General features: G+C 33.5%; 12 protein-coding genes. 10 read left to right on the plus strand and 2 right to left on the minus strand.

What is annotated here, in order from left to right; genetic code table 11:
• On the plus strand, positions 1-465 hold the full coding sequence (locus ACFOZ1_RS12835) for a thioredoxin family protein (protein ID WP_390199894.1): 465 nt from the start codon (positions 1-3) through the stop codon (positions 463-465).
• Between the two features lie 137 nt (positions 466-602).
• Here ACFOZ1_RS12835 and ACFOZ1_RS12840 read toward each other — a convergent pair whose 3' ends face one another.
• Positions 603-734, minus strand: a complete 132-nt coding sequence (locus ACFOZ1_RS12840; protein ID WP_390199895.1) for a hypothetical protein — start codon at positions 732-734, stop codon at positions 603-605.
• Between the two features lie 277 nt (positions 735-1,011).
• A complete protein-coding gene (locus ACFOZ1_RS12845; protein ID WP_390199897.1) occupies positions 1,012-1,479 on the minus strand; it encodes a hypothetical protein in 468 nt (155 codons plus the stop codon).
• Positions 1,480-1,573: 94 nt separating this feature from the next.
• Between ACFOZ1_RS12845 and ACFOZ1_RS12850 the strand changes: the two genes are divergently transcribed.
• The 9 genes from ACFOZ1_RS12850 to chvE all read left to right on the plus strand — a co-directional run bounded on the left by ACFOZ1_RS12850 (position 1,574) and on the right by chvE (position 12,864).
• Complete coding sequence (locus ACFOZ1_RS12850; protein WP_390199898.1) at positions 1,574-3,751, plus strand: transglycosylase domain-containing protein; 2,178 nt, start codon at positions 1,574-1,576, stop codon at positions 3,749-3,751.
• 124 nt (positions 3,752-3,875) lie between these two features.
• Positions 3,876-4,910, plus strand: a complete 1,035-nt coding sequence (hemE, locus tag ACFOZ1_RS12855; RefSeq protein ID WP_390199900.1) for a uroporphyrinogen decarboxylase — start codon at positions 3,876-3,878, stop codon at positions 4,908-4,910.
• 26 nt (positions 4,911-4,936) lie between these two features.
• Positions 4,937-5,878 (plus strand): ferrochelatase, encoded by a 942-nt coding sequence (gene hemH, locus ACFOZ1_RS12860; RefSeq protein ID WP_390199901.1) that lies wholly within the window; start codon positions 4,937-4,939, stop codon positions 5,876-5,878.
• Positions 5,875-7,281, plus strand: a complete 1,407-nt coding sequence (gene hemY, locus ACFOZ1_RS12865) for a protoporphyrinogen oxidase (RefSeq protein ID WP_390199902.1) — start codon at positions 5,875-5,877, stop codon at positions 7,279-7,281. The genes hemH and hemY overlap by 4 nt, the downstream gene beginning before the upstream one ends.
• A 261-nt stretch (positions 7,282-7,542) precedes the next feature.
• Entirely contained in the window at positions 7,543-8,541 is a 999-nt protein-coding gene (locus tag ACFOZ1_RS12870) for a substrate-binding domain-containing protein (protein ID WP_390199903.1), read from the plus strand.
• A gap of 12 nt (positions 8,542-8,553) precedes the next feature.
• Complete coding sequence (locus ACFOZ1_RS12875) at positions 8,554-10,359, plus strand: cache domain-containing sensor histidine kinase (protein WP_390199904.1); 1,806 nt, start codon at positions 8,554-8,556, stop codon at positions 10,357-10,359.
• Positions 10,356-11,279 (plus strand): response regulator, encoded by a 924-nt coding sequence (locus tag ACFOZ1_RS12880; RefSeq protein WP_390199906.1) that lies wholly within the window; start codon positions 10,356-10,358, stop codon positions 11,277-11,279. The genes ACFOZ1_RS12875 and ACFOZ1_RS12880 overlap by 4 nt, the downstream gene beginning before the upstream one ends.
• A gap of 24 nt (positions 11,280-11,303) precedes the next feature.
• Positions 11,304-11,570, plus strand: a complete 267-nt coding sequence (locus tag ACFOZ1_RS12885; RefSeq protein ID WP_390200121.1) for a helix-turn-helix domain-containing protein — start codon at positions 11,304-11,306, stop codon at positions 11,568-11,570.
• A 193-nt stretch (positions 11,571-11,763) separates the two neighbouring features.
• Positions 11,764-12,864: a multiple monosaccharide ABC transporter substrate-binding protein gene (chvE, locus tag ACFOZ1_RS12890; RefSeq protein WP_390199907.1), complete on the plus strand. Its 1,101-nt coding sequence runs from the start codon at positions 11,764-11,766 to the stop codon at positions 12,862-12,864.
• Positions 12,865-12,867: the final 3 nt, after the last annotated feature.

Raw genomic sequence — 12,867 nt, forward strand, 5'->3', positions numbered from 1 at the left:
TTGAAAAAGATGTTAATATTTGTAATAGTGCTTTTGGTGATTTTCGGAGCATTATTCTTCGTTGTAAATTATCAAAATGAAAAAGCTTCAGAAGGTAATCCTTATAATAAAAAGACATTAGATCAGGCTACAATCGATCAATTAGATAATCCATTATATCAAAATCAAATATTACCTGAGGAATTAGCAGATAAAATTGAAAATGGAGAAAGTGTGACCGTGTATTTCTATAGTCCAACATGTGTCTATTGTCAACGTACGACACCAGTTGTTGTACCGATGACTGAAGATTTAGGAATAGATTTAGTAAAATTAAATTTGTTAGAATTTCAAGAACAAGGACAAGTATATGGAATTCAATCTACTCCGACAATTATCCACTTTGAAGATGGAAAAGAAGTAAACCGTGTTGTGGGAGAACAACCAGAGTCGACTTTTGAGTACTTCTTTAATGAAATCAAGTAAAGAATCAAGTAAAGAGGAAAGAAAGAGATCGGCACAAAAGAATTTTATAACCCTAAAAGATCCAAACGATTCGAAGTAGTTTATCGAATCGTTTGGATCTTGTGTATATGAGAGGAAGATATAACTCTTTTGAAATTCTATATGTGTGTTGCAATCGCTTCCGTTTGTCCATTTTTCTTTCCATGGGTTTTATACTCTACAATTACACTATCTGTGATGGATGTAGTTAAATAATAATGATCCATAGAAAAATGATTATAGTTTTCCACTCTTCACCCATGAAAAAATTTTGTATGTACCGAAAATTGAAATACATGCAAGTAAAATTAAATAAATTATCCAATAATTAAACAGCTTAGATTCAATTAAGCCATCAATATTACTAATTACAAAGATTGTGCCAATTAAGGTAAAGAGATAACAAAAGGCAATAGGAATAATCCAATAAATAAGATGTTTTTTATTTTTCATTTATTACCACCTCAAATAAATAATACCATAACATTCAAATTCTTGAAACCTCCATTCATTACTAATCCAAATAGATTATTCTATATCCAAACCACCAACATCATATTTTAATGTAAAACTATCTCCCTTTTGGTACGCTTTTTTTTCTTGTTTAATCGTACTTTTTTCAAAACTATCTTTATCTTTCCATTCTATGAAACGAACATATTCATTCCCTTTCACTGGTCTTAATAAACGATATGCAAATATATGTTGTTCGAATAAGGAATGGAATTTGATTTGTTTTTCTTCTGCTTCAAAAATAGGTCTACCTTCCGTTGTTATCGTCAAATATTCCAATGTACCAAAGCCTTCTTCTTGAAGTTCTCCAAATGATGTGACCAATTCATAATTTCTACTTGTTTGAAATATGCTACTACCATTTCCTTCATAGTAAGCTGTAGCCTTTGTATGATTATGCATAATTAAGAAAGGTGAGATTCCACTTTCTTTCTGCAGTTGTAGTAAATAGTCAACGGTTCCATTTGTCATAAAAGCTTTCATTATTTCATTCCTCCTATTACGTATTTGTAAGTAAACTATGCTAAAATGACATAGTGCATTCGAACAAGAACAATCCATAAGGTGTGATATTAGATTGAACATATTGAAAAAAAATAACAAGATATTGAAACAGCTCATTCGGTTTAAATGGCCTTTAATGATTATTGCTTCTATGTTTACATTAGCATTAATTGGTTATTTATTCATTCTTTTTGGTGGGAAATTTATTTTTGACGAGGAAGCAGTCATCTTACCGAGAGCATCGAAAGTAGTTGCAGAAGATGGTACATTATTAGGTAAATTATATACAGAGAATAGAGACTATGTCACGATTGATGAGATACCAGATTATGTCGAAGAGGCATTCTTAGCATTAGAAGATAGACGCTTTTACCAACATGCAGGTGTTTCTTTTCCCGCAGTAGCTAGAGCGATAACTAGAGATATTATTGCAATGGAAAAAGTGGAAGGTGGAAGCACCATTACACAGCAATTAGCCAAGAATCTCTTCTTAGTAAATGATAAGACATGGATGCGTAAAACAAAGGAAGTCATGGCCTCCATTTACTTAGAGCGTAACTACACGAAAAAGAATATATTAGAACTTTATTTAAATGAAGTGTACTTTGCACATGGAATATATGGGGTTGGTACAGCAAGCGATTATTTCTTTGGAAAAACAGTTGAGGAATTAACGATAGACGAAGCAGCATTACTAGCTGCAATGATAAAAGCACCTAACACGTATTCTCCATATATAAATATAGATAAAGCAAAAGAAAGAAAAAATGTAGCATTACAAGCAATGGAAGCATATGGAACAATTTCCACAGAAGAAATGCTTTCTTATCAAACAAAAAATATCGATGTACAAGAGAAGCAAGAGGAACAAGAGCCATGGTTAGATGATTATTTTGCATATGTGTTGGACGAAGTAGAAGCACGCTATGATTTAAGTCGAGAGGAATTAAAACGCGGTGGGTACACAATTCAGACACATATCGACCCATTCATTCAAGAAGTTGCTTATAAACAAATTCAAGAAGAGTCCTATTCTGCACCTAAGAATGAAAATAAAGAATATGCATTTGTCTTAATGGAACAAGAAACAGGGCATTTAACGGCACTTATTGCAGGGAAATCATATGAATTAGGTGGGACGAATCATCTTAGAACACGTCTACAACCAGGTTCATTAATGAAGCCAATTGCTGTATACGGACCTGCAATGGAATTAGGTATGTTTGGTCCATATGATTATTTAAAAGATGAAGATGTGGATTATAATGGCTATCGTGTGAATAATGCAAATAATATCTATGACGGTGAAATAATGATGTATGATGCAATCGTACAATCAAAGAATGCACCTGCTGTATGGACATTAAATCAAGTAGGAATTGATTATAGTAAGACAATTTTAGAGAAAATGCATATTTCTATAGAAGACGAAGGATTGGCAATTGCTTTAGGTGGACTTCAATACGGACTAACACCAATTGAAGTAACAGAAGCTTATCGACCATTTATTCATCACGGGAAATGGACTCAAGCACAGAGCATTAACAAAATACTTGATAAATATAATAAAGAAGTCAAACAAGAGTCAGGTCAAAAAGAGGTTACCATTTTTGATAAACAAGTTGCATGGAATATATTGCGAATGTTAGAAGATGTTGTGAAGGAAGGTACTGCAAAATATGGTGAATTTAGCCAAGCGCTAGCGGGAAAAACAGGCTCTACTCAACATCCGATTAAGAAAGAAAAAACGAAGGATGCTTGGTTTACAGGAATCACTCCATCTTATGTTGTAACGACATGGATAGGGTTTGATGAAGCTACAGAGGCAAACTATATGGATACAAGTAGTGATGCATCTGTAAGATTGACTAAATCTATTTTATCTGAAATCCATAAGCATCAAGAACTAGAATCCGTATTTAAAAAACCAGACGATGTAGATGAATTAGAAGAACCAATCGAATTGCCAACAATTACAGATTTAACTGGTGATGTTCAATTCGGCGGCGTCACATTAGTTAAAGGAAAACTACAATGGACACCATCAGATGATGAGAGAGTTGTGTATCGAATTTACAGACGGAAAGATGAGGAAAAGGAACTGGTTGGAGAAGTAACAGGTATAGGCGAATATACCATCAATCGAGTCAATATTTTTAAGAAGGATATGTATTACGTTGTTCCATACAATTCACTTACAAATAGTGAAGGTACACCATCTAATGCAGTGACGCTTTCATTTGACTTATAAAAACAGAAACTTTACAATTGTTTTTAGGTTATAATAATTACAATTTAGTGAACATTTTTGAAAAATACTATACAGAAAAGCAGTATCATTCTATAGTAGAATAGAATGAAGAAAAAGGGTGGAAATGATGACAATATTTAATGATACAATTTTAAAAGCATTTCGTGGTGAAGAAACAGATTATACACCAGTATGGTATATGAGACAGGCTGGAAGGTCGCAAAAAGAATATCGAGAATTAAAAAAGAAATATTCTTTATTTGAAATTACACATCAACCAGAATTGTGTGCATATGTCACACGATTACCAGTAGAAATGTATGATGTGGATGCTGCGATATTGTATAAAGATATTATGTCACCACTCCCAGCGATTGGTGTAGATGTGGATATTAAATCTGGAATTGGACCTGTAATTGATAATCCAATTACATCACTAAAGGATGTCATGAAATTAGGTACAATTGATCCTGTATCAGATGTACCATATGTATTAGATACCATTTCTCTATTAACAAAAGAACAGCTCCAAGTACCTTTAATTGGTTTTAGTGGAGCGCCATTTACTTTAGCTAGTTATATGATTGAAGGTGGCCCATCCAAAAACTATCATAAAACAAAAGCATTTATGTATAGTGAACCGAAAGCTTGGTTTGCTTTAATGGACAAGCTTGCAGAGATGACCATTACTTACGTGAAAGCACAAGTAGAAGCAGGGGCACAAGCGATTCAAATTTTTGATTCATGGGTTGGCGCGTTAAATGTAACAGATTATCGCACATATATTAAACCAATCATGGAAAGAATTTTTAGGTCATTACGTGAAAATAATGTTCCACTTATTTTATTTGGTGTTGGTGCAAGTCATTTAATCAAAGAATGGAATGATTTACCTGTCGATGTGATTGGGCTCGATTGGCGATTATCTATTAAAGAAGCAAGGGCATTAGATGTAACGAAAGCACTACAAGGAAATTTAGACCCAGCATTTTTGTTATCAGATTGGGAAATAGTAGAAGAGAAAGTAAAACAAATCATTGATGAAGGAAAACAACATCCTAGTCATATTTTCAACCTTGGTCATGGAGTTACACCAGAGATCAATCCAGAAAGATTAAAACAATTAACAACATTTATCCATGAATATTCTAAAAGATAAGTAATAAAGGAAAGGAATGTTTCGGTATGACAAAGAAAAAAGTAGGTTTACTTGTAATGGCATATGGAACACCATATGAAGAAGCAGATATTGAACGTTATTATACACATATTAGACATGGACGTAAGCCATCTGAGGAAATGCTTGAAGATTTAAAGAGTCGTTATGCTGCAATTGGTGGAATATCCCCATTAGCTCGTATTACAAAAGACCAAGCACTAAGCTTACAAAATCGTTTAAATGAAGTACAAGATGAAGTCGAATTTGTTCATTATTTAGGATTAAAACATATCGAACCATTTGTGGAAGACGCGGTGAAACAAATGGCGGAAGATGGAATTACAGAAGCAGTATCGATTGTGTTAGCTCCACACTACTCTACATTTAGTGTAAAATCGTATAATGGTCGTGCGAAAGAAGAAGCAGAAAAGTATGGTATTCATTTATCTTCTGTTGAGAGCTGGTATGATGCAGAAGGATTTATCAATTATTGGAAAAATGCTGTGTTAACAGAATTTGACAAGATGGATGAAGAAGAGAAAAAACATGCTGTATTAATTGTATCTGCACATAGTTTACCTGAGAAAATTTTGCAAAATGGTGACCCGTATCCTGAACAGTTACAACAAACAGCTAATTTAATCCAGCAAGCAACAGGTGTAGAAAATGTAGAAATCGGATGGCAAAGTGAAGGAAATACACCTGATCCATGGTTAGGACCAGATGTTCAAGATTTAACGAGAGACTTATATGAACACAAAGGATATCGTTCTTTTGTATATGCACCAGTTGGATTTGTAGCAGATCACTTAGAAGTTTTGTATGATAATGACTATGAGTGTAAGGTGGTTTGTGATGAACTTGATGCGAAGTATTATCGACCAGAAATGCCAAATGTACATCCATCCTTTATCGATACATTAGCAACAGTTGTATTGGATAAAATGAAAAGAACGGATGCTTCATGAATCGTATAACAATTATAGGTGGCGGTATTACAGGGTTAACTGCCGCCTATTATTTACATAAAAAATTGGCAGAAAGTAATATACCGAATGAGATTACATTAATCGAGGCAAAAAATCGATTAGGTGGTAAAATCGAGACATATCGTAAAGATGGTTTTACAATTGAAAGAGGGCCTGATTCTTTTCTTATTCGAAAGCAATCAGCAGAACGACTTGCTCGCGACATTGGAATTGGAGACAAACTAGTTACGAATGGTACAGGAAAATCGTATATATTAGTCAATAATAAGTTACATCAAATGCCACAGGGGTCGTTCATGGGAATACCAACACAAGTGAAGCCATTCTTATATTCTAATTTATTTAGTTTACAAGGTAAGCTACGTGCAGGTTTTGATTTTATTTTGCCTAAATGCAAGGCACAAGAGGATCAGTCATTAGGTCTGTTTTTTAGAAGAAGATTTGGTGATGAATTAGTCGAAAACTTAATTGAGCCATTATTGTCAGGAATCTATGCAGGCGATATTGATGATTTAAGTCTAATGGCAACATTTCCAAACTTTTATCAATTAGAACAAAAGCATCGTAGTCTTGTCAAAGGATTGCAACAAACCATGCCCAAACCCAATAAGCAAGGGAAGAAAAAGCCAAGTATGTTCTACAGTCTTGAAGGCGGACTACAAAGCTTAGTTGATGGTTTAGAAAGCAAACTTGATTCTATACATGTGAAGAAAAATACATGTGTAAAAAAGATTGAGAAAAGTAACTCTACGTATCAGCTGCATTTGGATGATGGTACAAAATTAGAATCAGATATTGTCATTGTGACATCACCATTTTATTCTTTAAAGAAAATGCTTGGTTCTTATGATTTTATCCAAACCTATCCTAATCAAAAAGCAACGTCTGTCGCTAATGTTGCTTTAGCATTTGACCGTAGTGCGATTAAACAAGACATTGATGGTACTGGGTTTGTTGTATCACGTAACAGTGAATATCGAATTACCGCATGCACATGGACACATAAGAAATGGCCAAATACTACTGCCCCAGAAGATATGGCATTGTTACGTTGTTATGTCGGTAGGCCAGGTGATGAGAATGTTGTAGAGATGTCTGATGAAATGTTAGAGAAATTGGTTCTACATGATTTAAATAAAATTATGAAAATAGAAGGAAAGCCAAAGTTTTCTGTAGTGTCTCGTTGGAAAGATGCGATGCCACAATATAGCGTTGGTCATAAGCAATTTGTTGATCGATTAGAAAATGAATTAAAAACGCATTTACCTTCATTGTATGTTGCTGGTAGTTCTTATCGAGGAATTGGTATACCAGATTGTATTGATCAAGCAGAGCAAGTTGTTGAAACAATAGTCGATCAAATGAAACAACAACAGGTGTGATTTCTGAAGTTTAAAGAAATATTTAAAAAGCAAGTTGGAGTTGCTCGCACAAATCCAACTTGCTTTTTTGTCATTTACAGGTAAAGATAATATTACTAAAAAATTGCTGATGATTAGATTCACATATAGCTCATACAATAAAAGATAGAATTGTTGCATATTCATGTGGTAAAAAGTATTGTATAATGTATGAATCTATTTTACTATGATAAAAAGTCTCATATTATTTACCTCGCTTTTTATTGAAAGGGGTTACAAGAGTTGAAGAAGCTATTATTTATCTATTTATTTCTTATTAGTGTATTTGTACTTTATGTGTATAATTATCAGACGAATAATCAAGCAAATAATCAGTGGACAAATAATGAATTAAGAGGAACGTTAGATGAAAGTTATGTAATGGTTACATTTCAATCAGGAATCGATTATTGGAAAAGAGCATTAAAAGGTTTCGAGGATGCTGCTGAAGCATTGAGTGTCTCTGTTGAGTACAGAGGAGCAACTCAATACGATATTCAAGAAGAAATTACTGTATTAGAACAAGTAATTGCGAAGAACCCTGCTGGTATCGCGGTATCTACAATGGATCCTGAAGCATTGAATCCAGTAATTAATAAAGCCGTAGAAGCTGGAATTCCTATTGTCATGTTTGATGCAAATGCACCAAAAAGTAAAGCATATGCATTTTTAGGAACAGATAATTATTATGCTGGAGAGACAGCTGCACATCAAATGGCAAAATTTCTAAACGAAGAAGGGGAAGTAGGCATTATCACACATCCTAATCAATTAAATCACAAGGAGCGTACGGAAGGATTTAGAAACACGATAGCGAATGAATATCCGAAGATGAAGGTTGTAGCAATCAAAGATGGACGTGGTGATCAAATGTCTTCGAAAGAGGCGACAGATGAAATGCTCTCTCTATATCCTAATTTACAAGGTGTTTTTGCAACGGAAGCCAATGGTGGTGTAGGTGTAGGTCAATCTATCTTAGAAGCACAGAAGAAAGACAGTGTGCATATCATTAGTTTTGATACAGACAAAGGAACACTTGATATGATTCAAGAAGGTGTCATTTCAGCAACATTAGCTCAAGGGACATGGGAGATGGGATATTGGTCTTTGCAATTCTTATTTCATATTCAACATGATTTAGCCGAGAGTGCTACTAATGACCAAAGGCTTCCTAGATTTGTAGACACTGGAGTAACAGTCGTAACAAAAGAAAATGTAACAGAATATTACCCGAGTGAATAGAGTTGATGCACAATGTTAAAAAAATGGACACAGATTAATAATCTACCTATTCGAGTAAAGCTTATTTCGCATTTTTTACTTATTAGTATCTTACCAATTATTTGTTTAGGGTTATTAGTTAGTTGGACTGTAGAAAGAGTATTAGAAGAAGATGCAAATGAAAATACACAGCAAATTATAAGTAAAGTGAATGAAACATTTGAGTTCTATATTAGCAATATGCAAAGTATTACATACATGATTGCATTTGATGATGATATCAAAGACTTCTTATCAACAGGAAATAAAGATAACAAATATGACATGCAACAATTTTTAAGAAATTTCACAACAATTTCATCAGAAATAGCAGGCATACTTATTGTGAATAAAGATGGAGAATATATTAGTAATGAATTGTATGCATCGCCTATTATTGATTTAACAGAAACAGATTGGTATGAAGCAGCTGTACAAAATAATGGGATATTTCATATTATCGGTAGACCTGATGGAAGAAGATTACTCTCGATTGTAGACTATAAGAATGAAGATGTTGTGACAGTAGTAAGATCTGTCGTCAATCCTTTTACGAATGAAGTAGAAGGTGTCATTTTAATTGATTTAAAATTACGTGTCATTGCTGAATCAGCTAAAAATGTTCGGCTAGGTAAGAATGGATATTTAATGGTAATGGACAAAACAGGGGAGAATATTTATCAACCCGCGAATTCCATCATCAATCATATACCAATGGAATGGTTTGATGATACATCTTCAGGTAATTTCGTCAAAGAAGTAAATGATGAAAATGTTCAGTTTATCTATCAACGTTCCTCTTTCGCAAATTGGATAACTGTTGGTGTGTTTCCTCAAAGAGACACATTATTTGAGTTAAAAGAAATTAATTTCTATCTAGTTGTATTTATTTTCTTTATTATGTTATTTGGTATTCCTGTAAGTTATTATTTATCCTATACGATTTCAAAGCCAATTGTCCAATTAATGTCATTTATGCAATTTGTGGAGAAAGGGAATTTTCAAGTCCGATATAATGAAAAAAGGTTGGATGAGATTGGTCTATTAGGTAGAAGTTTTAATAAAATGATTATACGAATTAATGAACTGATGCATTTAGCTGAAAGACAAGAAAGGCAAAAGCGTGAGGCGGAATTTCGTAGTTTACAAGCAAATATTAACCCACACTTTTTATATAACACGCTTGATACGATTCAATGGATGGCGCGTAAGCAAAAGGCATTGGATGTAGCAGAAATTGTATCAGCATTGGCGAAATTATTCAGAATTGGACTAAGTAAAGGACGAGATATGATAACCGTAGAAGAAGAGATTGCGCACATTGACAGCTATTTAGCGATTCAAAAAGTCCGATATCGAGATAAACTCCTTTACACAGTGAAGCTTGATGACACTGTAAAGAAATGGTACACATTAAAATTTATCTTACAACCAATTATTGAGAATGCAATATACCATGGAATAAAAGAAAAGCGTGGACAAGGGATTATTGAGATCATTGTAGAAGAAAAGGACTCATGTATTGTGATGATTGTTCGTGATAATGGTGCAGGAATGTCGATAGAACAATTAGAAGAGATGACGATATCATTAGCCGAAGCAATAGTACGAACAGAAAAAGCGGATGAAATAAGAAATAAAAAAGGATATGGTTTATTAAATGTACAAGCAAGAATCCAATTAACTTATGGTAAAGCATATGGAATGCATATAGATAGTGAATTAGGTAAAGGAACGATAGTAACGATTCGTTTACCAAAACTCGTCGATAATCAACAGCCAAGAGGAGGGGAATTATGACTAAATGGAAAGTATTAATCGCAGATGATGAATTCATTATTCGAGAAGGTATTCGAGATGCAGTGGATTGGGAAAAGTATAATATGGAAGTAATTGGTGAAGCGGAGGACGGAGAAGAGGTTGTAGAGATTGCATTAAAGCAAGAAATCGATGTATTGTTTATTGATCTAAATATGCCAATAATGAATGGCATAGCAGCAATGAAAGAAATTAGAAAAACATTGGATTGCAAAATAATTATTATATCTGGATATGATAACTTTACATATGCCCAAGAAGCAATAAGGTTACAAGTAGAAGAATACCTGCTGAAACCAGTCAATATAAATGAATTAGAGAATGTATTAATAAATGTGAAAGAAGAATTAGAAGAAAAAGAGAAACAAACGAATATGATAGCACATGCATCTACTCAAATTAAAAAGAATTATAGTTCCATACGTAATCACTTCTTTCAAGACGTATTCCAAGGAAAAGTATCGGAAGCAGAATTGATGGAGCATTTGCAATTTTTGAAATTACCTATGCATATCCCTAATTATTTAATTACTGTGAAGTGGGAGGAAGATACTCTACAGAAAATGCTCTTGGAAGAAAAGGAATGGGAAGTATATTATGGAAAAATCACTTCAATCATAAAAGTATGTGTCAGTGATATGGATTATCTTCTATTTGATCAAGATAGAAAATGGATAAAAGTTCTTATATGGGGAGAAATAACAGAGGACATTCAATTAGATATAGAAAAAATGGTCCTTGAATCAACAGGCCAAACCGTTCATGTACTCCAATCACCAACAGGAAATACGTATGCAAATTTACTTGAAGCAGATAAAAAGGCACATGACATGATTTCTAGTTATATTCAGTTTTCTCCATTAGTGAAGCAAGCAATTGCATATATAAGGAAACATTATTAAAATAAAGAAATCAATTTAGAGAGTATTGCAAAAGGTTTACATGTATCTTCTGTATATTTAAGTAAAATGATTAAACAAGAATTAGGAGAATCATATATTCAAATTTTAACAAGATTACGAATTAATAAAGCAAAACAATTGTTAGAACAGACGGACTGGAGTATCAGAGAAATAGCAGAAGTTATAGGATATGATTCGCAACATTATTTCAGTACTGCATTTAAGAAGATGGAAGGTGTGTCACCAATAAGATATAAACAAACGTGTACACGCTCAAGTGAACTCAATTAATATATGGATAATATTTATCGCTCCTCATCCATTATGGTGAAGGGCGTTTTTACATAGTTCTAAGTATATAAAAGATTGAAAATTAAAAAAGTATAAAAATAGTTTAATAAAATGTAAAGCCTTACATTTTGGGAGATGGTAAAGTTAAAAACAAGCAAGATACATCTTTTAAAAATGAAAGGGGTTACAAAGAATGAAAAAATTTAGTTTGATTGCACTATTATTTAGTTTAATTCTAGTACTAGCAGCATGTGGGAATGATTCAGGCGGTAGTTCTGAAGGAGATGGAGAAGAAGCAAAAGATGGTGGATTAATTGGTGTTGCAATGCCAACAAAATCTTCACAACGTTGGGTAGATGATGGGAATAACATGGTAGAGCAGTTAGAAGCACTAGGATATGAAACCGATTTACAATATGCAGAAGATGATGTAGATAAACAAATTGAACAAATAGAGAACATGATTGTAAAAGGTGCAGATGCACTTGTTATTGCATCAATAGATGGAACTGCTTTAACAAACGTGTTAGAAAAAGCAAATGAACAAGGAATTGAAGTAGTATCATATGATCGCTTAATTATGGGAACAGAACATGTGAGTTATTATGCAACATTCGATAACTTCCAAGTAGGTGTATTACAAGCATCTTATATTGAAGAAGCATTAGATTTACCGAATCAAGCAGGACCATTTAATATCGAGTTATTCGGTGGTTCTCCTGATGATAACAATGCGTATTTCTTCTGGGATGGAGCAATGAGTGTATTACAACCATATATCGATGAGGGCAAATTAGTTATTCAAAGTGGTCAAACGGAATTTGACCAAGCAGCAACAATGCGTTGGGATGGAAATACAGCTAAATCTAGAATGGAAAACATCTTAAGTAGTGCTTATGCAGGTGGAGAAAAAGTGGACGCAGTATTATCACCGTACGATGGTATTAGTCGAGGAATTATTCAAGCATTAAAAGGTGTTGGATATGGTTCTGGAGACTTACCATTACCAGTAATTAGTGGCCAGGATGCAGAGTTAGCTTCAATTAAATCGATTATTGCAGGCGAGCAAACGCAAACAGTATTTAAAGATACACGTGATTTAGCTGCAGTAGCTGTAAGTATGACAGAAGCAATTCTAAAAGGAGAAGAATCAGAAGTAAATGATACAGAGACATATGACAATGGTGAAAAAGTAGTGCCAACATATTTAGTAGAACCAGTTTCTGTCGACATTGATAATTATCAAGAAGTTGTAATTGATAGTGGATATTATTCTGAAGATGACCTTAAGTAATTG

Source organism: Gracilibacillus marinus, assembly GCF_042651725.1.
In the GTDB taxonomy this organism is placed as follows: domain Bacteria; phylum Bacillota; class Bacilli; order Bacillales; family Amphibacillaceae; genus Gracilibacillus; species Gracilibacillus marinus.